The organism is Kluyvera ascorbata (assembly GCF_023195735.1).
Classification (GTDB): domain Bacteria; phylum Pseudomonadota; class Gammaproteobacteria; order Enterobacterales; family Enterobacteriaceae; genus Kluyvera; species Kluyvera ascorbata.
Map to the genome: position 1 here is coordinate 1,768,975 of NZ_CP096201.1, position 23,929 is coordinate 1,792,903.

Genomic DNA, 23,929 nt, shown 5'->3' on the forward strand with positions numbered 1-23,929 from the left:
GTTGTGCTTAAAATCTGTCAAAAGTTGGACATTCCACACTCCCGGTACCAGGCTTATCCTGCTCAAAAGTGTTGAGCAGGACAACCAGCCGACATGATGTCGGCGCTTACGGGAGCATAGCTATGACTGATATTGCGCAGTTGCTTGGCAAAGACGCCGACAGCCTTTTACAGCATCGTTGTATGACCATTCCAGCCGACCAGCTCTATCTGCCTGGCCACGACTACGTTGACCGGGTAATGACGGATAACAACCGTCCACCTGCCGTGCTACGAAATATGCAGACTCTCTACAATACCGGGCGCTTAGCTGGGACGGGTTATCTGTCGATTCTGCCAGTGGACCAGGGCGTTGAGCACTCTGCCGGGGCCTCGTTTGCCGCCAACCCGCTCTATTTTGACCCGAAAAATATCGTTGAACTGGCGATTGAAGCCGGCTGCAACTGCGTGGCTTCCACCTATGGGGTGCTGGCATCAGTATCCCGCCGCTACGCGCACCGCATTCCGTTCCTCGTCAAGCTAAACCACAACGAGACCCTGAGCTACCCGAACACCTTTGACCAAACGCTGTACGCCAGCGTCGAGCAGGCGTTCAATTTGGGTGCGGTGGCGGTCGGGGCGACCATCTATTTTGGTTCAGAAGAGTCGCGCCGCCAGATTGAAGAAATCTCAGCGGCCTTTGAACGCGCGCATGAGCTGGGGCTGGTCACCGTACTGTGGGCCTATTTGCGTAATCCGGCGTTTAAAAAAGACGGCGTGGATTACCACGTGTCTGCGGACCTGACCGGTCAGGCCAACCATCTGGCCGCCACCATCGGCGCGGATATTGTGAAGCAGAAAATGGCCGAGAATAACGGCGGCTATAAAGCGGTGAACTTCGGCTATACCGACGAACGTGTGTATACCAAGCTGACCACCGATAACCCTATCGATCTGGTGCGCTACCAGCTGGCGAACTGCTATATGGGCCGTGCCGGGTTGATTAACTCCGGCGGTGCTGCGGGCGGTGAAACTGACCTTTCCGATGCGGTACGTACGGCGGTTATCAACAAACGTGCGGGCGGTATGGGGCTGATTCTTGGTCGTAAAGCCTTCAAAAAATCGATGGCCGACGGTGTGGAATTAATCAACGCCGTTCAGGATGTTTACCTCGATAGTAAAATCACCTTCGCCTGATTTTTGTTCATCCTCTCCCACCCGGGAGGGGATGACGATCCCCCTCACATTTCCCCATCCTTTTGTGAAAAACGTCACGCACTCTCGTGCGCATGCCCAAAAAACAGCCCGGTGTTAGCGGAAATTGTCCGTGGAAGTGGTGCTATTTTGTGCTTAGATTAGTGATGAAACGCCTTTTCAATTCGCTAAAACCGTATTACCGGAACCGTGTTTTACACAGAACCGTGGCGAAGTAATCGCCATGTAGCATGTTGTATTAAGGACACTTAATGAAAATTGAATCTGTAAATGTCACCGTTTTCCAGCACCCTACGCGCCGCGTCTCCGACAGCGCCGGACATTCTCATCCGGGGCCAGAAAGCATGGCCAAGATGGCGATGCTGACCATTACCGCCGACGACGGCAGCAAGGGCTATTCCTTTGCGCCGCCGGAAATCGTGCGTCCGTTCGTGGTGAATACCTTCTTTCGCAAGGTGCTGGTAGGGCAAGACCCGTTCGACCGTGAGCGTATCTGGCAGGATCTGGTGCATTGGCAGCGCGGCAGCGCGCATCAACTGACCGAACGTGCGCTCTCTTTCGTGGAGCAGGCATTGTGGGATCTCATTGGGCGTAAGCTCAATATGCCGGTTTACAAGCTGCTGGGCGGCTATCGCGATAAAGTCCCGGCCTACGGCAGCACGATGTGCGGCGATGACCTTGAAGGTGGCCTGTCCACGCCGGAAGAGTATGCGGCCTTTGCCGAAACGCTGGTGGCGCGCGGTTATAAAGCTATCAAGCTGCACACCTGGATGCCGCCGGTATCGTTCGCGCCAAACCCAAAAATGGATATCAAAGCTTGCGCCGCGGTGCGTGAGGCGGTGGGTCCGGATATCGACCTGATGATCGACGGCTACCACTGGTACAGCCGCACCGAAGCGCTGTGGATTGGTAAAGAGCTGGAAAAACTCAACTTCGCCTGGTTTGAAGAGCCGATGGAAGAGGACAGCATGTCCTCTTACGCATGGCTTGCTGAAAACCTCTCGATTCCGATTATCGGGCCGGAAAGCTTCGGCGGTAAGCACCACAGCCGTGCCGACTGGGTGAAAGCGGGGGCGTGCGACATCCTGCGCGCAGGGGCCAACGGCGTGGGCGGCATTACGCCAACCATGAAGGTGGCCGCGCTGGCGGAGTCGTTTGGTATGGACTGCGAAGTGCACGGTAACGGCGCGGCGAGCCTGGCGGTGATTGGCGCCATTCGCAACTGTCGCTGGTACGAGCGTGGCCTGCTGCACCCGTTCCTCGACTACGATCAGCCAGCGGCCTACCTGAACAGTATCGTCGATCCAATGGACGCCGATGGTTACGTTCACCTGTCTCAACGCCCTGGACTGGGCGAAGACATCAATTTTGCCTTTATCGAAGCCAACACCGTCAGCCACGACTGACACATAACAAATAAAAGACAGGCACGGACGGATTCGTCGCCTGTCGTACCCTACAGGCGATAGATAGATGAAAAAATCCTCCTTGCTGGGAGCGTGTTTGCTCGCGCTTACCATGACGATGGGGAGCGGGGCGGCGTTGGCAAAAACGCCGCCGGATCAGCTCATCATCGGCATGAACATGAATAACCTTCTCACCCTCGACCCGGCAGCAATGACCGGCAACGAAGTGGTGGGGATTGTGGTGAATCTCTATGACTCGCTGGTGGAGCTTGACCCTGAACAGCTCACCAACGTTAAACCGGCGCTCGCCAAATCCTGGGATATCAGCCCGGACGGCAAAACGCTGACCTTCCATTTGCAAAATAACGTTAAGTTTCACTCCGGCAACCCGCTGACCGCCGCTGATGTGGTGTGGTCGATGCGCCGCATACTGCACCTTAACCTGGCGCAGGCGTCGGTGTGGAAGTCCTACGGCTTCAGCAAGAAGAACGTCGACAAGCAGGTAACGGCGCTCGACGATGAGACGGTGCAAATTGTTCTGCCCAAAGATAACGACCCGCAGCTGGTGATTTATTCGCTGGCGGCGCTGGGTAACCTCGGCGTACTCGATAGCAAAACCGTGCAAAGCCATGAGCAGAATAACGACTGGGGCAATAAGTGGCTGACCACCCACGAAGCCGGTTCCGGGCCGTTTACGCTGGAAACCTGGCAGGCAAAAGACGTGCTGCGCATGAAGCGCAACCCGGACTACTGGCGCGGCGAGGCGAAGATGAACCGCGTGGTGCTGCGTCACTTCCAGGAGTCGCAGACCCTGCGTCTGATGATTGAGAAAGGCGACCTCGATATTGCCAGCAACATGGCGGTATCGGACATCAACGCCCTGCGTAAAGACCCACAGCTCACCGTCGATGCGGTACAGCGCGGCACCATGTATTACGTGTCGATGAGCATGAAAGAGCCGCACTTCGCTAACCCGAAAGTCCGTGAAGCGGTGCGCTACCTGATTGATTATCAGGGTATCAACAAAGCGCTGATGCCGGGTTACGGCGTGTTACACCAGCGCCCAATCAAAGCCGGAATGCCGTCAACGCTGCCCGATCCGGGCTACACCTTCGATCTCGCGCGGGCGAAAAAGCTGCTGGCGGAGGCCGGATATCCTGACGGCTTTGACACCACGCTGCGCGTGCTCGCCGACCAGCCGTTCCTCAATATCGCCATTGCCGTGCAGTCCACGCTGATGCAGGCGGGCATTAACGCCAAAATTATTACCGGCACCGGCAACCAGATTTACGGCGCCATGCGTGAGCGTAAGTTCGACATGCTGGTCGGGCGCGGTGGTAGCGGCATGGAGCCCCATCCGCACTCCAGCCTGCGCGCGCTGGTCTACAACCCGGACAACAGCGACGAAGCGCGCCTGACCAACTTCCAGGGCTGGCGCACCGGGTTCTATGACAAGCAGCTTAACGAGATGATCGACGGCGCGCTGCTCGAGCGTAACCCGCAAAAGCAGATTGCCGATTATCAGGCTATTCAGACCCGCTTTGATGCGCTGATCCCGGCGATGATCCCGGTGTCGCAGATGGTCGACTCGGTGGTGGTGCGTAACGAGGTGAAAGACTACAAACCGCACCCGTCCGCCACCACGTTCCTGCGTGAAGTCTACAAAGTCAGCGAAGGAGATAAAGGATGAGTACGGCAATTCTTGCGCCCGGCTCCCGAACCCGGCGCTTCTCAAAACGGTTGATGCAGGTGGCGATTACGCTGTTTGGCCTGCTGATGTTGACCTTTTTTATTGGCCGCGTGATGCCTATCGACCCGGTGCTGGCGATTGTCGGCCCGGATGCCGACCAGAGTACCTATCAGCAGGTCTATCACCAGCTGGGCTTTGACCAGTCGCTGATGACCCAGTTTGGTATCTATTTCGTCAATCTGCTGCACGGCGACCTGGGTAACGCGCTGCTGACCGGCAAGCCGGTAACCGACGATATTATTCGCGTCTTCCCGGCCACCATGGAGCTGGCGACGATGGCGATTATCGTCGGCGCAGGCCTCGGCATTCCGTTGGGCGTACTGGCGGCGGCGCGTCGCAACAGTATTTCTGATTACGTGGTGCGCATTATCAGCCTCGCCGGTTATTCCACGCCGATTTTCTGGGTGGGGATGATGGGGCTGCTGGTGTTCTACGCCTGGCTAGGCTGGGTGGGCGGTGCGGGGCGCGTTGACCTCGGGCTTGACGGCATTGTACCGCGTCGTACCGGGCTGATGACCGTTGATGCGCTGCTGGCCGGAAACAGCGATGTGTTCTGGAACGCCATTAATCACCTGATCCTGCCAGCAGCGCTGCTGGGCTTTCACTCGCTCGCCTACATCAGCCGTATGACCCGCAGCTTTATGCTGGCGCAGCTGTCGCAGGAGTTCATCATCACCGCGCGCGTCAAAGGGCTGACCGAGCGTCAGGTTATCTGGAATCACGCGTTCCGTAACATCCTCGTCCAGCTGCTGACGGTGGTGGCGCTGGCCTACGGGTCATTGCTGGAAGGGGCGGTGTTAATTGAAACCGTCTTCTCCTGGCCGGGCTTTGGTTCTTATCTCACCGGCAGCCTGCTGCTGGGCGACATGAACGCGGTGATGGGCTGTGTGCTGCTGGTGGGGGTGATCTTCGTGATGCTCAACCTGCTCTCCGACATGCTGTATCAATTCTTCGACCCGAGGACAAAATCATGACGGTTTCTCTCGATAGTCGACTCTCCGGCACCGCCGGTGAAGGCCGCCAGCGCCTGCTGCGCGGGCTGGCCAGAGCAGGGGGATTTATTGGCAAGATGGCGCGTAACCCGCTGACCGCTATCGGCGGCGGGATTATCTTCCTGCTGCTGGTGGTGGCGATATTTGCGCCGCTGATTGCCCCTTACAACCCGCTGGTGCAGGACCTCAGCAACGCGCTGAGCGCGCCGAGCGCCCAGCACTGGTTTGGCACCGACGAATTTGGCCGCGATATCTTCAGCCGCCTGGTATACGGCGCGCGCATAACGCTCTACATCGTGCTGCTGGTCTCGGTCACCGTCGGCCCGCTGGGGCTGCTGCTCGGCGTCTGTGCGGGCTACTTCGGCGGTAAGGTCGATATGGTGCTGATGCGCGTGACCGATATCTTTATTTCCTTCCCAAGCCTGGTGCTGGCGCTGGCGTTCGTTGCCGCCTTAGGCCCGGGGCTTGAGCACGTGGTCATTGCCATTACGCTCACCGCCTGGCCGCCGATTGCGCGTCTGGCGCGCGCGGAAACGCTGTCGCTGCGTCAGGCGGACTTTATTTCTGCTGTCCGTTTGCAGGGTGCCTCTCCGGTCCGCGTGCTGTGGCGCCACATTGTGCCGCTGTGCCTGCCGTCGGTGATTATTCGTATCACCATGAACATGGCGGGGATCATCCTGACCGCCGCCGGCCTGGGCTTCCTTGGCCTCGGCGCGCAGCCGCCTGATCCAGAGTGGGGTGCAATGATCTCCAGCGGCCGTACCTACATGATGGAGTGCTGGTGGGTAGTAACGATCCCGGGGCTGGCGATTTTGATCAACAGCTTAGCGTTCAACTTCTTAGGAGATGGCCTACGTGACATCCTCGATCCTCGCAGCGAATAGCGCTGCACCGCTACTCGACGTACGCGATTTAAGCGTGGATTTCGTCAACGGCAGCGCGGTAACCCATGCGGTGCGCGGCGTCTCCTTCCAGCTCGGGCAGGAGAAGCTGGCGATAGTGGGTGAATCCGGTTCCGGTAAATCCACCGTGGGCCGTGCGCTGCTGCACCTGCACCCGAAAAAAGCGCGCATTGACGCCAGCCGAATGCAGTTCGGTGATATCGATCTGTTAAACGCCAGCGAGGCGCAGATGCGTGCCATTCGCGGCAAGCGTATTTCGATGATTATGCAGGACCCGAAATATTCGCTGAACCCGGTAGTGCGCGTCGGCGACCAGATTGCCGAAGCCTGGCTGACTCACCATCCGGGCTATAAAACCGAGGCAAAAACTAAGGCGATGGAGATGCTCGACGTGGTGCGTATTCGCCAACCGGAACGGGTCTACAACCTTTATCCGCACGAGATTTCCGGTGGGCAGGGGCAGCGCATCATGATTGCGATGATGCTGATTACCGACCCGGAGCTGGTGATTGCCGATGAGCCGACCTCGGCTCTCGACGTGTCGGTACGTTTGCAGGTGCTGGGGTTGCTGGATGATCTGGTGAAATCGCGCGGCCTGGGGCTGATTTTTATAAGCCACGATATCAACCTGGTGCGCAGCTTCTGTGACCGCGTGCTGGTGATGTACGCCGGGCGCGTGGTGGAGTCGATTGCCGCCTGCGATCTTGATAACGCCACCCATCCGTACACGCAGGGGCTGATTAGCGCCTTGCCGGATATGCACCATCGCCGCCCGGTTCTCCCGGTGCTACAGCGTCAGACCAGCTGGCTGACCGATTAAGGAGCGCACAATGATTGAAGTGAACAACTTAAGCCTGGTGTTTGGTGAGGGTGAAAAGCGCAACCAGGTGCTGTTTGATGTCAATTTCCACGTTAAGCCGGGCGAGATTTATGGCCTGGTGGGGGAGTCTGGCTCCGGGAAAACCACGGTGCTGAAGTGTCTCGCCGGGCTGTTTAATCACTGGCAGGGCGAGCTGGCGATTAGCGGCCAGCGGCTCTCGCATAAGATTAGCCGCGAGCGCTACCGTCAGGTGCAGATGGTGTTTCAGGACCCCTACGGGTCGCTGCATCCACGTCATACCATTGGCGACATCCTGGAGGAGCCGCTGCAAATTCACGGCATCGGCGAGCGCGACCGGCGCATCAATACGCTGCTCGACCGCGTGGGGCTGAACCGCGCTTTCCGCGACCGTTATCCGCACCAGCTCTCCGGCGGCCAGCGCCAGCGCGTGGCGATTGCCCGGGCGTTGATCCTCGAGCCGCAGGTGCTGTTGCTGGATGAGCCGACCTCGGCGCTGGACGTGTCGGTGCAGGCGGAAATCCTCAACCTGCTGGCGGAGCTGCAAAAAGAATCGAATCTCACGTACCTGATGGTGACGCACGATCTGGGCGTGATTTCCCATCTCTGCCAGAAGGTGGCGGTGATGCAGTACGGCAAGATTCTCGAAACGCTCACCGTTGATGCCTTGGTCAACGGTGAAGCGCAAACGCCGTACACGCAGATGTTGGTCAACGCCAGCCGTCAATACACGCGAGAAATGGCCCGTGAGGTGGCTGCATATTAACTGTAGGCCCGATAAGCGTAGCGCCATCGGGCAGTTCGGCTCAGGTGCCGGATGGCGGCGTAAACGCCTTATCCGGCCTACCCCATCAATTTGCCTCTGGGAATAATAAAAATGCATAAAAAATCTTTCCGTCTTGCCCTACCGCTCGTCCTCTGTGCCTGTACTGCGTCCGCGCTGGCAGCGGAACCCGTCGATCTACGCATGTCCTGGTGGGGCGGCAACGGCCGCCATCAGGTGACGCTGAAGGCGCTGGAAGCTTTTCATCAGCAGTATCCGGATATCAACGTCAAAGCCGAATACACCGGCTGGGACGGGCACACTTCGCGCCTGACCACGCAGTTAGCGGGCGGTACCGAGCCGGACGTGATGCAGACCAACTGGAACTGGCTGGCGCTGTTTTCTAAAGACGGTAACGGCTTTTACGATCTCAACAAGGTCAAAGCGGAGATTGGTCTCGACCAGTTTACCGCCAAAGATCTCCAGCCGGTCACGGTTAAAGGCAAGCTGAACGGGATCCCGGTCGCCATGACCGCGCGTATCTTCTACTACAACGATCAAACCTGGAAAAAGGCCGGTATCAGCTACCCGAAAAACTGGGATGAGTTGATAAGCGCCGGGAAAACTTTTGAGAGCAAGCTTGGTAAGCCGTATTACCCGGTGGCTCCGGAAAGCCTCGGCGTGCTGGCGCTGCTCAACTCCTATATGGTGCAGAAATACAATATCCCGGCCATTGATGAGCAAAGCAAAAAATTCACCTACAGCGACGCGCAGTGGGTCGAGTTTTTCCAGCTGTATAAAACGCTTATCGACAACCACGTCATTCCGGATATGAAGTACTACGCTTCGTTCGGCAAAGGCAATATGTACGAGATGAAGCCGTGGATTGAAGGGGAGTGGGGCGGTGTTTATATGTGGAACACCGCCGTCACCAAATACTCGGACAACCTCAAGCCACCGGCGAAGCTGGAGCTGGGTGACTACCCAATGCTGCCGGGCGCTAACGACGCGGGGCTATTTATGAAACCGTCGATGATGCTGTCGATTGGCAAGACCACTAAACACCCAGAAGAAGCGGCGAAGCTGATTAACTTCCTGCTGAACAGCAAAGAGGGCGTAACCCTGCTGGGGCTTGAGCGCGGCGTACCGCTGAGTAAAAGCGCGGTGGCGACGTTGACGCAGGCCGGGGTGATTAACGATAAAGACCCGTCGGTTGCCGGTATCAAACAGGCGCTGGCGCTGCCGACCACACTTTCCGTTTCGCCATATCTGGAAGACCCGCAGCTGGTGCAGGAGTTTGATAGCGCGTTGCAGTCCATTGATTACGGCAAGAAAACCGTCGCCGAAGCGGCAACGGATTTCAAACGCCAGTCGGAGCGTATCCTGAAACGCGCAATGCGTTAACGTAACAGCGGACAGTCCGGCGGCAGGCGACAGCGCAGCGCCGCCGGTAAAATCTCCATACGGAAAGTTTTGCCGCTGAGCGGCTCGCCGTCGAGGTTAAAGGTCATCTCGTGCGACGCGGTGACTTCAAACCACGGCGAGACGCTATCCACCAGATTCTCAGCGCCATCGTTGCTGGCGAGCGTATTAAATAGCGCCGGAATGAGTTCCTCTCCGGTGAAAATACGCAGGTGCAGCAAACCGTCGTTAATCAATGCGTCCGGGCACAGCTGCTGCCCGCCGCCCGCCTGACGGCCGTTACCAATACCGATAACCAGCGCATCGCCCTGCCAGCTAAAGTTCTCGCCGCGAATTTCGCAGCGGTCTGGTTTCAGCGTATCCATCCGCATTAGCCCATGAATCAGGTACGACACGCCGCCCAGCGCGGCTTTGAGTTTTTCTGGCGTTTCGGTGGTGATGCGCGTGCCGAAGCCGCCGGTGGCCATATTGATAAAGCAGGTTTTGTGGTTCACCTGGGCGATATCGACCGGCACGTCGCGACCGGCAATGGCGAGTTTCAGCGCATTAGCCAGATCCGCTGGAATATTGACGCTGGTGGCAAAATCGTTGGCGGTGCCGAGCGGCAAAATGCCGAGCGCCGGTACCTCGCGGCTTTCACTGTGGATCAGCGCTGTCGCGACTTCGTTAATCGTCCCGTCGCCGCCGCCCGCGATCACCGTCTCGACGTTCAGGCGAATGGCCTCTTCCACATAACGCAACGCATCGCCTTTCTCCCAGGTGACGCGAACATGAATGGTCACCCCTTCATCGCGCAGCAGTTCAACCGCCTCGCGGAGCTGGGGGGTATTGGCACCCTTGCCGTTTAAAATCAATAAGCTTGCAGGAAAATCGGACATCCGTGGTACCTCTTTGTGGGGTATGCAAAGAGTGTAACAAATGATACGCAGATATGCCTGTTGTCTCTTATAGGTGACAAACGCCTTGCCAGCTTGTCTCTTATAAGTGACAATTGAACTCAGGAAAAGGAATGAGGGTAAAGGGATGTACAAATCTCAATTTTATCAGGATAAAAACGGTGATAAGCCTTTTTGTGAGTGGCTGGCCCGGCTAAAAAAGAAGGACCTCCTAGCCGCCGTAAAGATTGATACCAGACTAGACCGGGCTGAATCAGGAAACTTTGGTGATCACAAGTTTGAAAGGGATGGCGTCTGGGCGTTACGTATTGATTATGGCCCCGGCTATCGAGTGTACTACTCCTTAGAAGACGGCGAGATTATCCTTTTGCATATCGGCGGTACGAAGAAAACGCAGGCCGCGGATATCCATAAGGCAATTGAATATCTTAGAGATTTTAAAGTGAGGGCTAAATGACGATAGCGACTAAAAAAGTGGAAACCATTGCCCCAGCGGTAGATCGTGACAAGCTCATGATTGAAGCATTTCGAGCCGATCCTGAGTATGCGGATCTTTATCTCAAAACCGCGCTTGAAGATATTAATGAAGAAGGCGGTTTAGGGGGGTTCCTTATTGCATTACGCCGCGTGCTAGAAGCGCGTGGTGGTATCGCCGAGGCGGCGAAAAAGACGGGACTGGCGCGTCAGAGCATTTATCGTGCTTTATCTGAGAAGGGAAACCCGACGGTCACAACGCTTGCTCAGCTTGCTGCGGTAGCGGGTTTACAGCTTACGTTAAGCAAAGCACAACACTGAACTTTTGCTGCCAGACAAAAAAATAAGCCCGTGTAAGGGAGATTACACAGGCTAAGGAGGTGGTTCCTAGGTACAGCTAGCATTTATGGATTATGTTTTTCAGCGAAGCGAATGATATCTACAATCGATTATTACGTCTGTGATCTATTTCTAAGAATCTTTGCTATTGAAAAACAATATAAATGTACTAGCTGGTATGCGGATTCCGAGTCGATTCTCCTGCGAAGTTACGCATCAGCAGGCCATACTCCAGCGCCACGTCTTCCGGTACGGGTAACCATACGGTGTGGCCATCGCCAGGTGCGACGGAAGTGGCTTCGCCTTTGAGGTTTTCCATGTGCTCAAGGGTGAAGTTGACGTTACCCTGTGGGGTCATCATTTCCAGGCTGTCGCCGACGGTGAATTTGTTTTTGACCGCGACGGCGGCCAGGTTGCCTTTACGCTCGCCGGTAAATTCGCCGACAAACTGCTGGCGCTCGGAGACGGAGTAACCGTGCTCGTAGTTCTGGTAGTCGTCGTGGGTGTGGCGACGCAGGAAGCCTTCGGTGTAGCCGCGGTGAGCCAGGTTTTCCAGCGTTTCCAGCAGAGAGGCATCGAACGGTTTGCCCGCGGCGGCGTCATCAATGGCCTTGCGGTAAACCTGCGCGGTACGGGCGCAGTAGTAATGCGATTTGGTACGGCCTTCGATTTTCAGCGAGTGCACGCCCATCTGGGTCAGTCGCTCAACGTGAGCGATGGCGCGCAGGTCTTTGGAGTTCATGATGTAGGTGCCGTGTTCGTCTTCGAAGGCGGTCATGTACTCGCCCGGACGTTTGGCTTCTTCAATCATAAAGACTTTATCGGTTGGCGCGCCGATGCCTAATGTTGGCTCAACGTTCTGCACTGGAATCGGCTCGAATTTATGGACGATGTTGCCCACGTCGTCTTCTTTGCCTTCCTGAACGTTGTATTCCCAGCGGCAGGCGTTGGTGCAGGTGCCCTGGTTCGGGTCGCGTTTGTTGATGTAGCCAGATAGCAGGCAGCGGCCAGAGTAGGCCATACACAGCGCGCCGTGAACGAAGATCTCAATCTCCATATCCGGCACCTGAGTGCGGACTTCTTCAATCTCTTCCAGCGACAGTTCGCGGGAGAGGATCACGCGGGTCAGCCCCATCTGTTTCCAGAACTTCACCGTTGCCCAGTTTACGGCATTTGCCTGAACGGACAGGTGGATGTCCATGTCCGGGAAGTTTTCGCGGACCAGCATAATCAGGCCTGGATCAGACATAATCAGCGCATCCGGCCCCATATCCACTACCGGCTTCAGGTCACGAATAAAGGTCTTCAGCTTGGCGTTATGCGGGGCGATGTTCACTACCACATAGAATTTTTTACCGAGCGCATGGGCTTCGTTGATGCCGAGCTGCAGATTTTCGTGATTGAATTCGTTGTTACGGACGCGCAGAGAGTAGCGTGGCTGGCCAGCGTATACTGCGTCGGCACCGTAAGCGAAAGCGTAACGCATATTTTTCAGCGTTCCCGCCGGGGAAAGAAGTTCCGGTTTAAACATGATTATCTCGTTCTGATGACAGGTCAGATTCGTCGCACCTGATGCGGCGAGTTGGGGAGTGCCCCCACATTAAGGGCGGGCATTGTAGCGCTGTGGGGGAGGGGAGTAAACCTTTGTCCGCATTGTGCCGGATAAGCGCAGCGCCATCCGGCAACTCGTCACATTACGCCATGCGGCAGGCGTCGGCTTCCCAACGGTAGCCCACGCCGTAAACGGCGCGAATAAACGACTGTTCGGCGTCCAGCGACTCCAGCTTACGGCGCAGGTTTTTAATGTGGCTGTCGATGGTCCGGTCGGTCACCACGCGATAATCATCATAAAGATGGTTCAGCAGCTGCTCGCGGGAGAAGACTTTTCCGGGCTCCTGCGACAGCGTCTTCAGCAGGCGGAACTCGGCGGGCGTCAGGTCGAGCAGGCGATCGCGCCACGAGGCCTGAAAACGGTTCTCGTCCACGATAAGCGGGCTTTGCTCGTCCATAGCCTGCAGTTCGGTGCGTGGTTTGCAGCGACGTAAAATGGTTTTTACGCGCGCGACCACTTCGCGCGGGCTGTAGGGCTTACAGATATAGTCATCGGCACCAATTTCTAAGCCCAGCAGGCGGTCGATCTCTTCGATTTTGGCGGTGACCATCACGATAGGCACATCGGAAAAGCGGCGGATTTCACGGCATAGCGTCAGACCATCGGTACCCGGCAGCATCAGATCCAGCAGGATAAGATCCGGCGGGGTCTGATGAACGTACGGCAGCACCTTGTCGCCGTGGCTAATCAGCGTCGGGGCATAGTGGGCTGCCAGTAAATAGTCGATGAGCAGTTGTCCCAGTTTGGGTTCATCTTCAACAATCAAGATGCGTGGGGCGCTTTCATCAATCGGTAACTCGGTCATATTTCTCTCGATATTGCACGTTCCAGCGGTAATTCTACTTTAATGCTAACCCCACCAAAAGGCGAATGTCCGACGTTAAGCTTCCCGCCGTGGGCGGTGACGATGTTGGCGCAAATCGCCAGCCCCAGCCCGGAGCCGCCGCTGGCGCGGTTGCGTGAACCCTCGGTGCGGTAGAAGCGTTCGCACAGTCTTGCCAGCTGTTCGTCGGTGACGCCGGGGCCGCTGTCGGCAAATTCCAGCACGATATTCTGGGCGTCGAGCGCGGTGCGAATCAGCACCTGACCGCCGCTGTCGGTGTAGCGTAGGCTGTTTTCCAGCAGGTTGTTGAACAGCTGCATTAAGCGGTCCGGGTCGCCAAACACGGTGGCGTTTTCCGCTGACAGCGCAAGGTTAAGCGTTAGGCCTCGGCTGGCAAGGCGTTCGCGGAAGGCATCAGCGGCAATCTCCACCAGGGAGATGATATCGACGGCGGATTTCTGATAGGCCAGCGCGCCCTCATCGGACATCGATAGCTGATGCAGGTCATCGACCAGCTTGGTCAGCGTCGCGACTTCGGCCTGTAGCGAAGTCACTGACTCAGGGGTGAATTTGCGCACCCCGTCCTGTATTGCTTCCAGCTCGCCACGTAGTACCGCCAGCGGGGTGCGCAGCTCATGGGAGATATCGGCCATTAAATCCCGACGCATCTGCTGGTTTTTCTCAAGCGTACTGGCGAGCTGGTTAAAATCTTTTGCCAGACGGCCAAGTTCATCGCTGCTGTTAGCCGGAACGCGGGTCGAGAAATCACCCGCCGCTAGCTTGTGGGTGCCATCAACCAGCCGCCTGACCGGTGCCAGCAGACCGCGGGCCAGCGGGAAAGTGGCTAATGCCGCAAGCAGTGTGGCCAAGCCAACGATAAGCCAACTGGTGCGGCGCTGCTGCTGGTCAAAGTTGATATCGGTGTTGCGCGTCAGGCGCTCAACCGGTGAGGCGATAACCGCGCCAACCTCCATGCCGTTTACGATAATCCCACGGCGTGAGCCGTCGTGTGGAACCGCTTCGCGAGGGCCAACCAGCACGCGAGCGTTCTGATCGACAACCCAGAACTGCGTGCGCCAGCCGTGAGGCGGCATACCGCCGCGATCCGGTCCGCGGTCAGGTTCTCGTCCGGGCTCGCCGTCTGGCCCCGGTGGGCCCGGCGGTTGGCGGTCTTCGTTATTGTCATGCTCAAAAGAGCGCAGGATCTGGAAAATAAAACGGTCGTTATTGCGTAAAAAGCGCCAGTTTCCGTGCTGCGCATACTGTTCTGCCAGTGCGTCGCTGAGTAACTGTAATCGCTGCTCATTACCACGCTTGATGTAGTCAATAAAGCCACGCTCAAAGCTGATGCGTACAGCCCAGTGCATGCTAATAAGCAGCACAATACAGGTGGTTAAAATGACCAGAAACAGTTTGCCGGAGATACCCGGACGCCATAATTTCACGGTTTATTCCTTGAGTTTGTGTCGGGCGATCACCGCGTTTTTGGTGGTGTCGTCCGGGACGCGGGCAAAGACCAGCGCCGGGAGCGCAATAATCACGGCCATGCAGAGATAGGTATACATAAAGACGTGGTGGGTCGCTTCACTACCCACGGTAATGTGCTGCTGGCCGAAGGTACCGAGCAGAATACCGGCGATGGTGACGCCGATACTCATCGATAGCTGCATGATCATCGACAGCAGGCTATTGCCGCTGCTGGCATAGTCATCGGGCAGGTCTTTCAGAGTCAAAGTGTTCATCGACGAGAAGCGGCTGGAGTTCACCATCCCCTGCACGAACAGCACCACCGGCAGGGCGTAGTACCAGCCTGCCAGCGCGGTAAACATAAACAGCAGGCTGATAATCGCCAGGCTGACGGTGCTGAACACCAGCACGCGGCGATAGCCAAAGCGGTTCACCACCTGGACCACGATACGCTTCATTCCCATGCTGCCGAGCACCATTGGGATCATCATCAGACCCGCATGAAACGGCGTGAAGCCCATTCCAATTTGCAGGAATACCGGCGTCATAAACGGCAGCATGCCGCTGCCGATACGCCCGCTAAAGCTGCCGGCCAGGCCAAGCGAAAAGGTCGGGGTGCGGAACAGCTTCAGGCTGAATAGCGCGCTGTCATTGCCGCGAGCATGCCACAGATAGATAACGATAGCGGCGATACCAATCGCCACCAGCGCGCCCACCATCAGCGGCGAGATACCCAGGCCTTTTTGTCCATCCAGCGCCAGGGTGAGCGTAGCCATCCCCAGCGCCAGCACGATAAAGCCGGAGATATCGAAACGCCGCGTTTGCACGGTGTAGTTGGGCATCAGGGCGAGGGTGGCGATACAGCCGATAATGCCGACCGGGATGTTAATGAGGAAAATCCAGTGCCAGGAGGCGTACTCGACCAGAATCCCACCGAGGGCAGGGCCGAGCAGTGGGCCAATCTGGCCGGGGATGGTGACAAACGTCATCGCCGCCATGTACTGGTCGCGCGGCACGATTTTCATCACCGTCAGCCTGCCTACCGGCACCATCATCGCCCCGCCAATACCTTGCAGGACGCGCGCCATGACCAGCTCGTTGAGCGTGCTGGATAGCGCGCAAAACAGCGAACCGACGGTGAAAAGCACAATGGCGGTGAAAAAGATATTGCGCACGCCAACTCGGTCAGCCAGCCAGCCGCTGGCGGGCAGCATGACGGCGACGGTCAGCACATAGGAAACCACCACCATGTGCATATGCAGCGGGCTCTCCCCCAGGCTCAGCGCCATAGAGGGGAGGGCGGTGTTGACGATTGTGGTGTCCAGCGCTTGCATAAAAAAGCCGAACGCCACAATCCAGAGTTGCCAGCGAACGTTGGCAGGTAGCTCAGTCATCGTTATTCAGTTACCGATTGTCGGGGTTGACGCGAAAAACGCAGACGCAGACGATCGAAGAACAGATAAACCACCGGGGTGGTGTAGAGCGTCAGCAACTGGCTCATCACCAGACCCCCTACAATCGTAATCCCCAGCGGTTGACGCAGTTCCGAGCCATCGCCCCCGGAGAGAACCAGCGGCAGCGCGCCAAAAAGCGCCGCCAGCGTGGTCATCATAATCGGGCGGAAACGCAGCAGGCAGGCCTGGAAGATTGCCTCTTCAGGGGCCAGATTACCGTTACGCTGCGCTTCCAGGGCGAAGTCGACCATCATGATGGCGTTTTTCTTCACAATGCCAATTAATAACATGATCCCGATAAGGGCGATTAGGCTGAATGGGGCATTGAACAACTCCAGTGCCAGCAGCGCCCCGACGCCCGCAGACGGCAGCGTGGAGAGGATGGTCAGCGGGTGAACGTAGCTCTCATACAAGATCCCCAGCACGATATAGACCGTAGCAATCGCGGCGATGATTAAAATCACCTGTGAATTCATCGTGTCCTGGAACACCTGGGCTGTCCCGGCAAAAGAACCGCGCACCGTGTTGGGTACGCCGAGCTGCGTCATGGTGCGGTTGATGGCATCGCTTGCTTCCGACAGTGATTTGCCGGTTGGCAGGTTGAAGGAGATGGTCGATGCCGCCGACAGCCCCTGATGGTTAACCGACAGCGGCGCGTTCGCGGGCTGCCATTTGGCGAAGTACGACAGCGGAATGGCCTTGCCTTCGCTATTAATCACAAACATCTTGTCCAGCGCGCTGACGTCCTGGGTGTAAACCGGGTCCACCTCCATCACCACCTTATACTGGTTCAGCGGTTGGTAAATGGTGGATATCTGGCGCTGACCAAAGGCGTTATTCAGCAGGCTGTTGGCTGCTTCAACGCTGATCCCCAGACGAGACATGGTTTCACGGTCGTAGATAAGATCCATTTCCGCGCCGTTGTCCTGCTGGTCTGAGTTGACGTCGGCAAGCTCTGGCAGTGCGGCCAGCGCTTTACGGATTTTCGGCTCCCACTCCCGCAGTGCGCTAAGGTCGTCGGAGAGCAGGGTGTACTGATAGCTGGCATTGGCCTGACGGCCGCCGACGCGGATGTCCTGCACCGCCATTAAGAACAGGTTTGCCCCAGGCTCTTTAGCGAGCTTTTTACGAAGCCGGTCGATAATCTGCTGCGCCGTTTCATGGCGCTCATCGCGAGATTTCAGGGTGATAAACATCATACCGCTGTTGACGCGTGAACCGCCGGTAAAGCCGGTGACGTTGTCCACCGCCGGGTCTTCACGGATGATTTTCATAAAGTCCTGCAGTTTGCCGCGCATCGCCTGGAACGAAATGCTCTGGTCAGCCTGAATTCCGCCCATCAGCACGCCGGTATCCTGTTCCGGGAAAAAGGTTTTAGGAATGCTGATATAGAGCCAGATATTCAGCGCAATGGTCGCGAGGAAGACGACGCCGACTAATCTGGCATGCGCCAGCACCCATTTCAGCGACTTACCGTAGCCCTGCTGCATGGCGACCAGCACGCGACCAAATCCCTTGTTGCGGGTTGGCGAATGTCGACGGTTGGTTTTGAGCATCCAGCCGCACATCATTGGCGTGAGGGTGAGCGAAACGGCGAGCGAAATACCGATAGCTACCGACAGCGTGACGGCAAACTCTCGCAGCAGCCTGCCCGGCAGGCCGCCCATCAGCAGCAGCGGCAGGAATACCGCCACCAGTGAGACGCTCATCGACAGCACGGTGAAACCCACTTCGCGGCTACCCTGAAGCGCCGCCTGCATGGGTTTCATTCCGGCCTCAATATGGCGTGAGATGTTTTCCAGCACCACGATGGCATCATCGACCACAAACCCGGTGGCGATGGTTAACGCCATCAGCGACAGGTTATTGAGGCTAAACCCGCACAGATACATGGCGGCAAAGGTACCAATCAGCGACACCGGCACCGCGACAGCGGGAATAAGCGTCGCGCGACCGGAACGCAGGAACAGGAACACGACCAGAATCACCAGCGCGACCGAAATCACCAGCGTCTGCTCAACTTCTTCCAGCGACGCGCGGATGGTTGGCGAGCGGTCCTGGGCAATTTGCAGGTCGATAGCCGCCGGAATGGTTTGCTGCAAGCCCGGCAACTCTGCCCGGATGCGGTCAACGGTGTCGATAATGTTGGCTTCCGGCAGCTTGCGGATCATCAGCAAAATGGCCGGTTTGGCGTTGGTCATCCCGGCGTTACGGACGTCCTGCACCGAGTCAGTCACGGTGGCAACATCGCCAAGACGCACCGCGCCGCCGTTGTTGTAGTGGACAATCAGCGGCTGGTACTCCGCCGCTTTTTTCAGCTCGTCGTTAGTCTGTAGCTGCCAGCGGTGGCTGGTATCCTCAATCGCCCCCTGCGGTTTACGCACGTTGGCATTACTGATGGCGGTGCGCACGGCGTCCAGCGACACGCCCTGGTTAAACAGCGCCTGCGGGTTAAGGTCAACGCGCACGGCGGGCAGGGAGCTGCCGCCAACGTCGACGTCGCCCACGCCGTCAATCTGCGAAATGCTCTGCGCGAGCTGAGTTGACGCGAAGTCGTACAGCTCACCCTGCGAATAGGTATCCGAGGTGAGCGTCAGGATCATGATAGGCGCGTCTGACGGGTTAGCTTTACGGTAGGTCGGACGGCTTGGCATACCGCTTGGCAGCAGGTTTTGCGCGGCGTTGATGGCCGCCTGCACGTCACGCGCCGCGCCGTTGATATCGCGGTCGAAGTTAAATTCGAGGATGATGCGCGTACTGCCGAGCGAACTGCTTGATGTCATCTCGTTGACACCCGCGATACGCCCCAAAGAGCGTTCCAGCGGTGTGGCAACGGAGGACGCCATTGTCTCCGGAGACGCCCCCGGCAGCGAGGCGCTGATCATAATTACCGGGAAGTCGACCTGCGGCAAGGGGGCCACCGGCAGCAGGCGGAATCCGAGGACCCCGCACAGCGTAATGGCGAGCGAAATTAAAATCGTCGCCACCGGACGATAGATAAAAAGCGCAAAAAATTTCACTTACGCTTCCTCTTCACGACGCGGGAACCGGCTTTTCAGGTACAGCGACAGTCGGTCGAACAACAGGTAGATAACCGGCGTGGTGAACAGCGTCAGCACCTGGCTTACCAGCAGGCCGCCGACCATACCGATCCCCAGCGGACGACGCAGTTCGGCACCAACGCCGGTACTGAGCATCAGCGGCAGCGCGCCCAGCAGGGCCGCCAGCGTCGTCATCAGAATCGGGCGGAAACGCAGCAGACAGGCCTGATAAATCGCCTCGCGCGGGGCCATGCCCTGTTCGCGCTCTGCGGCGAGCGCAAAGTCGATCATCATGATCGCGTTCTTCTTCACGATACCAATCAACAGAATTATCCCGATGATGGCGATAACGTCCAGCTCGTTCCCCGCAATCATCAGCGCCAGCAGCGCGCCGACGCCAGCGGTCGGCAGGGTCGACAGAATGGTGATTGGGTGGATGAAGCTTTCATACAGCACGCCGAGCACGATATACATCGCTACCACCGCTGCGACCACCAGCCAGATGGTGCTGCTCAACGCCGACTGGAAGGCGAGGGTGCTGCCCTGAAATTCGGTACGAATATCCGACGGCAGATTCAGCGTTTTTTCGGTATCCAGGATCGACTGCACCGCATCACCAAGCGAGTACTTATCCGGCACGTTGAACGAAATCGTGGTCACCGGGAACTGGTCGAGGTGGTTTATCGACAGCGGCGCAAAACGCTGCTCCACTTTGGCAATCGCGGTTAACGGCACAATGCCGCCGTCGCTGCTAGTCAAACGAATGTTATCGAGCGCCGAAAGCCCCGGCGTTTCGCGGGTGTCGTGTTCCAGCACCACGCGATACTGGTTAGCCTGAGTGTAAATGGTGGAGATAAGCCGCTGACCAAAGGCGTTGTAGAGCGCGTTATCAACGTCCGCCATCGAAATGCCGAGACGGCTAGCGCTATCACGGTCGACGTTAACGTAGGCGACCAGACCTTGATCCTGCCAGTCGCTGCTGACGTCGGAAAGCTGCGGCAGCGCCTGAAGTTGCTCCATCAGTTGCGGCACCCACTGGCTTAATGCGTCGAGCGAGTTGGCCTGTAGCGTGAACTGATACTGCGTGCGGCTCACGGTAGTATCGATGGTCAGGTCCTGCGTCGGTTGTAGATAGAGCTGGATACCGGGAATGCGGTCGACCGACTGCTGAAGGCGGCTGATAACGGTCTGCACGCGGTCATCACGCTCGCTCAGTGGCTTAAGGTTAATTTGTAAGCGGGCGCTGTTGAGCGCTGGGTTCGTGCCGTCCACGCCGACAAAGGAGGTCAGACTTTCAACCGCCGGGTCTTTCAGAATGGCATCGGCCACCGTCTGCTGGCGCTGCGCCATGCTGGCGAACGACACCGACTGCGGCGCCTGCAAGGTACCCTGAATAATGCCGTTATCCTGAATCGGGAAGAAGCCTTTCGGAATGGTCACCCACAGAATAATCGACAGCGCCAGCGTGCCGAGCGCCACGCTCAGGGTTAACCACGGATGGTTCAGCACGCGTGCCAGCAGGTGTCCGTAACCGGCAATCACCCGGTCAAAGAAGCGCTCGCTGGCGCGAGAGAAACGGTTCTGCTTGCGCAGCGATTCGTGGCTCAGCATGCGTGCGCACATCATCGGCGTCAGCGTGAGTGAGACCACGGCGGATATCAGGATTGCCACCGCCAGGGTGACGGCGAACTCGCGGAACAGACGGCCGACGATATCGCCCATAAACAGCAGCGGGATCAGCACCGCAATCAGCGAGAAGGTCAGTGAGATGATGGTGAAGCCAATTTCGCCTGCACCTTTCAGTGCCGCCGTCATCGGTTTCTCACCTTTTTCGATATAGCGCGAGATGTTCTCAATCACCACGATGGCGTCATCGACCACAAAACCGGTGGCGATGGTGAGCGCCATCAGCGTTAGGTTGTTGATAGAGAAATCAAGAAACACCATCACCGCGAACGTACCCACCAGCGAGAGCGGAACGGCGACGCCAGGAATAATGGTCGCCGGGACGTTACGCAGGAACAGGTAGATGATCATGACCACCAGCGCAATCGCCAGCATCAGTTCGAACTGGGTGTCAGAAACGGAAGCACGGATGTTGGTTGTGCGGTCGGAAAGTACCTCAACCTTAACCGATTTCGGCAGGCTTTCGGTGAGCTGTGGCAGCATCTGGCGGATGCTGTCCGCCGTGGAAATAATGTTCGCGCCCGGCTGGCGCTGCACGTTCATGACGATGGCCTGTTTTTTATTGGCCCATGCGCCAAGCCAGGTGTTCTCGGCACCTTGTTCCACGGTTGCCACGTCGCCTAAGCGAATTGGCGCACCATTTTTGTAGGCGATAATCAGCGCCCGATACTCTTGCGCCGACTGCATCTGGTCGTTCGCTGAGAGCGTCACCGCGCGCGCTGGGCCGTCAAGGCTCCCTTTCGCCGAGTTGACGTTGGCGTTGGTAATGGCGGTGCGGATATCTTCGCTGGTCAGCCCGAGCGCGGCAATGGCCTGAGCGTTGAGCTTCACGCGCACGGCTGGGCGCTGGCCGCCCGCGAGCGTCACCAGACCAACGCCGGAGACCTGGGAGATTTTCTGCGCCACGCGCGTCTCGACCATATCTTCTACTTCGGTCATTGGCGTAGCGGTGGAGGTGACGGCGAGGGTCATGATCGGCGGATCCGCCGGGTTAACCTTGCTGTAAACCGGCGGGTTAGGCAGGTCGCTTGGCAGCAGGTTGGTCGCGGCGTTAATCGCGGCCTGTACTTCCTGCTCGGCGACGTCCAGCGGCAGCGTGAGCTGGAACTGGAGGGTGACGACCGACGCGCCGCCGGAGCTTTGCGACGACATCTGTTTGAGCCCGGACATCTGCCCGAACTGACGCTCAAGCGGCGCGGTAATGGCCGAGGTCACGACGTCCAGACTGGCACCCGGGTAGAGCGTGACCACCTGAATGGTCGGGTAGTCGACCTCTGGCAGTGCGGAAACAGGCAGAAAACGGTAGCCGATAATCCCGGCCAGCAGAATTGCCACCATCAAAAGCGTGGTGGCGACAGGGCGCATGATAAACAGGCGGGATGGGCCGCCCGTGTTGCTCGGCGGTAAAACTTGCATCAGCCGCGCGCTCCTTTATGACCGGCGGCATGGCCTTCCGCCGCCGCTGGTTTTTCCGTGGCGGTTGCCGTGGCGTCGTGGGCGGTGACGACTTCCACTTTGGCGCCTTCGGTTAAGCGGTCAATACCGTCTGTGACCACGCGGTCACCCGCGGAGAGCCCGGCGTCGATCACCACTTTCTGGCTGTCCTGAATGCCCGGCACTACGGTGTGTTTGCTGACTTTGTTGTCGCTGTTCAGCACCCAGACAAAGTGCCCGTCGTTACCCATTTGCAGCGCGGCAGTCGGGATAACCACTGCATTTTGCTGAGTGTCTACCAGCATGCGTGCGTTGACGAACTGATTCGGGAACAGCGCATCGTCCTGGTTATCAAAACGTGCTTTGAGTTTGATGGTGCCGGTAGTGGCATCAATCTGGTTGTCGAGGCTCAGCAGCGTGCCGTTGCTCAGCTTCTGCTTGTTGGTGCGATCCCAGGCTTCAACCACCAGGCTTTTACCCGCTTTTTGCGCGGCAACCACGGTAGCAATGTCGTTTTCAGGCAGGGTGAAAACCAGATCGATCGGGTGCGTTTGGGTCAGAACGACGATACCCGTAGTGTCTCCGCTGGAGATTTGGTTACCGATATCAACCTGTTTTAAGCCTACGCGGCCATCGATAGGTGCGGTAATACGGCTCCAGTCGAGCTGCAGCTGCGCGCTGGCAACGGCGGCTTCATCGGCTTTAATCGTGCCTTCGGTTTCGCTAACCAGCGACTGTTGGGTATCCAGTTCCTGGCGAGAGACCAGATTGGTTTTTACCAACTGCTGATAGCGGGATAAATCGCGACGCGCGTTGGCGAGCGTGGCTTTATCTTTTGCCAGTTGACCCTGCGCCTGGGCAAGGGCGACTTTGAACTGGCTTGGGTCGATTTCTGCCAGTAGATCACCGGCTTTGACCTGCTGTCCTTCCTGGAAGTGAATCGCCATCAGCTGGCCGTCAACGCGGCTGCGAACGGTCACGGTATTGGCGGCGGTAATGGTACCGAGCCCGCTTAGATAGCGAGGCACAGCTTCACTGGTGGCGGTGGCTGCCTGAACTGGCGCCAGGGTGCCGCCAAAGCGCCCGCCGTGACGCCCACCGGCGGCAGGTGCGCCCGCCGGCTTCGCTGCGGTGGAACCGGAGGTATCAGAATTGCTGCTGAAGTGCCAGATACCAAACGCGACTGCGATCGCCACCAGCACGGCCAGCGCAATGCGCCAGCGATAGTTAAAAATGCCTTTCATTGTTATTCGTTTCTCGCCCTGAATCATTTCACGAAATGATACTAGTTTAGTAACGGAACGCTCAGAAAAAATGGAGGAAATATGAAAGACGGAAGGAATCGTCCGAATCCTGTACGGCTTTACGAGTAGGCTCGCAAACTCTGGGGACGAAACTGCGTGGAATGCCGACGCGTGCTACCGTCAGCGGCGTTTA

18 protein-coding genes are annotated in these 23,929 nt (G+C 57.6%); 10 read left to right on the top strand and 8 right to left on the bottom strand.

All coding sequences use genetic code 11. From position 1 onward, the window contains the following. Positions 1–122: 122 nt before the first annotated feature. The 8 genes from fbaB to MY052_RS08365 all read left to right on the top strand — a co-directional run bounded on the left by fbaB (position 123) and on the right by MY052_RS08365 (position 9,248). On the top strand, positions 123–1,175 hold the full coding sequence (gene fbaB / locus MY052_RS08330; protein ID WP_035894885.1) for a class I fructose-bisphosphate aldolase: 1,053 nt from the start codon (positions 123–125) through the stop codon (positions 1,173–1,175). A gap of 269 nt (positions 1,176–1,444) precedes the next feature. Further along, positions 1,445–2,599 carry a mandelate racemase family protein gene (locus MY052_RS08335; protein ID WP_035894884.1) on the top strand — a complete coding sequence of 385 codons (1,155 nt, stop codon included), beginning with the start codon at positions 1,445–1,447 and terminating at the stop codon, positions 2,597–2,599. Between the two features lie 67 nt (positions 2,600–2,666). Continuing rightward, on the top strand, positions 2,667–4,289 hold the full coding sequence (locus tag MY052_RS08340) for an ABC transporter substrate-binding protein (RefSeq protein ID WP_035894883.1): 1,623 nt from the start codon (positions 2,667–2,669) through the stop codon (positions 4,287–4,289). Continuing rightward, positions 4,286–5,323 carry an ABC transporter permease gene (locus tag MY052_RS08345; protein WP_248538542.1) on the top strand — a complete coding sequence of 346 codons (1,038 nt, stop codon included), beginning with the start codon at positions 4,286–4,288 and terminating at the stop codon, positions 5,321–5,323. Before MY052_RS08340 ends, MY052_RS08345 begins: the two co-directional genes overlap by 4 nt. Beyond that, positions 5,320–6,225: an ABC transporter permease gene (locus tag MY052_RS08350; RefSeq protein ID WP_248538543.1), complete on the top strand. Its 906-nt coding sequence runs from the start codon at positions 5,320–5,322 to the stop codon at positions 6,223–6,225. The genes MY052_RS08345 and MY052_RS08350 overlap by 4 nt, the downstream gene beginning before the upstream one ends. After that, a complete protein-coding gene (locus MY052_RS08355) occupies positions 6,197–7,063 on the top strand; it encodes an ABC transporter ATP-binding protein (protein ID WP_248538544.1) in 867 nt (288 codons plus the stop codon). Before MY052_RS08350 ends, MY052_RS08355 begins: the two co-directional genes overlap by 29 nt. A gap of 10 nt (positions 7,064–7,073) precedes the next feature. After that, positions 7,074–7,847 (top strand): ABC transporter ATP-binding protein, encoded by a 774-nt coding sequence (locus MY052_RS08360; protein WP_248538545.1) that lies wholly within the window; start codon positions 7,074–7,076, stop codon positions 7,845–7,847. Positions 7,848–7,958: 111 nt separating this feature from the next. Further along, entirely contained in the window at positions 7,959–9,248 is a 1,290-nt protein-coding gene (locus MY052_RS08365; protein ID WP_248538546.1) for an ABC transporter substrate-binding protein, read from the top strand. Here the strand turns inward: MY052_RS08365 and yegS are convergent. Next, positions 9,245–10,144: a lipid kinase YegS gene (yegS, locus tag MY052_RS08370; RefSeq protein WP_248538547.1), complete on the bottom strand. Its 900-nt coding sequence runs from the start codon at positions 10,142–10,144 to the stop codon at positions 9,245–9,247. The two genes, MY052_RS08365 and yegS, sit on opposite strands and share 4 nt — an antisense overlap. Positions 10,145–10,289: 145 nt before the next feature. Between yegS and MY052_RS08375 the strand changes: the two genes are divergently transcribed. Further along, complete coding sequence (locus tag MY052_RS08375; RefSeq protein ID WP_248538548.1) at positions 10,290–10,619, top strand: type II toxin-antitoxin system RelE/ParE family toxin; 330 nt, start codon at positions 10,290–10,292, stop codon at positions 10,617–10,619. Further along, on the top strand, positions 10,616–10,957 hold the full coding sequence (locus MY052_RS08380; RefSeq protein ID WP_248538549.1) for a helix-turn-helix domain-containing transcriptional regulator: 342 nt from the start codon (positions 10,616–10,618) through the stop codon (positions 10,955–10,957). The genes MY052_RS08375 and MY052_RS08380 overlap by 4 nt, the downstream gene beginning before the upstream one ends. Before the next feature lie 187 nt (positions 10,958–11,144). Here MY052_RS08380 and trhP read toward each other — a convergent pair whose 3' ends face one another. The 7 genes from trhP to MY052_RS08415 all read right to left on the bottom strand — a co-directional run bounded on the left by trhP (position 11,145) and on the right by MY052_RS08415 (position 23,736). Then, on the bottom strand, positions 11,145–12,506 hold the full coding sequence (trhP, locus tag MY052_RS08385; RefSeq protein WP_248538550.1) for a prephenate-dependent tRNA uridine(34) hydroxylase TrhP: 1,362 nt from the start codon (positions 12,504–12,506) through the stop codon (positions 11,145–11,147). A gap of 163 nt (positions 12,507–12,669) precedes the next feature. Then, the gene (gene baeR, locus MY052_RS08390) at positions 12,670–13,392 is read right to left on the bottom strand and encodes an envelope stress response regulator BaeR (RefSeq protein ID WP_035893781.1); all 723 of its coding nucleotides are present in this window, start codon (positions 13,390–13,392) and stop codon (positions 12,670–12,672) included. Then, positions 13,389–14,855: an envelope stress sensor histidine kinase BaeS gene (gene baeS, locus MY052_RS08395; RefSeq protein WP_035893779.1), complete on the bottom strand. Its 1,467-nt coding sequence runs from the start codon at positions 14,853–14,855 to the stop codon at positions 13,389–13,391. Before baeS ends, baeR begins: the two co-directional genes overlap by 4 nt. A 3-nt stretch (positions 14,856–14,858) precedes the next feature. After that, positions 14,859–16,271, bottom strand: a complete 1,413-nt coding sequence (gene mdtD / locus MY052_RS08400) for an MFS transporter (RefSeq protein ID WP_123651831.1) — start codon at positions 16,269–16,271, stop codon at positions 14,859–14,861. Positions 16,272–16,273: 2 nt separating this feature from the next. Continuing rightward, positions 16,274–19,351: a multidrug efflux RND transporter permease subunit MdtC gene (gene mdtC / locus MY052_RS08405; protein ID WP_248538551.1), complete on the bottom strand. Its 3,078-nt coding sequence runs from the start codon at positions 19,349–19,351 to the stop codon at positions 16,274–16,276. After that, entirely contained in the window at positions 19,352–22,474 is a 3,123-nt protein-coding gene (locus MY052_RS08410; protein ID WP_248538552.1) for an MdtB/MuxB family multidrug efflux RND transporter permease subunit, read from the bottom strand. It abuts the gene before it with no gap. Beyond that, entirely contained in the window at positions 22,474–23,736 is a 1,263-nt protein-coding gene (locus MY052_RS08415; protein ID WP_248538553.1) for an MdtA/MuxA family multidrug efflux RND transporter periplasmic adaptor subunit, read from the bottom strand. Before MY052_RS08415 ends, MY052_RS08410 begins: the two co-directional genes overlap by 1 nt. Between the last annotated feature and the right edge of the window lie 193 nt (positions 23,737–23,929).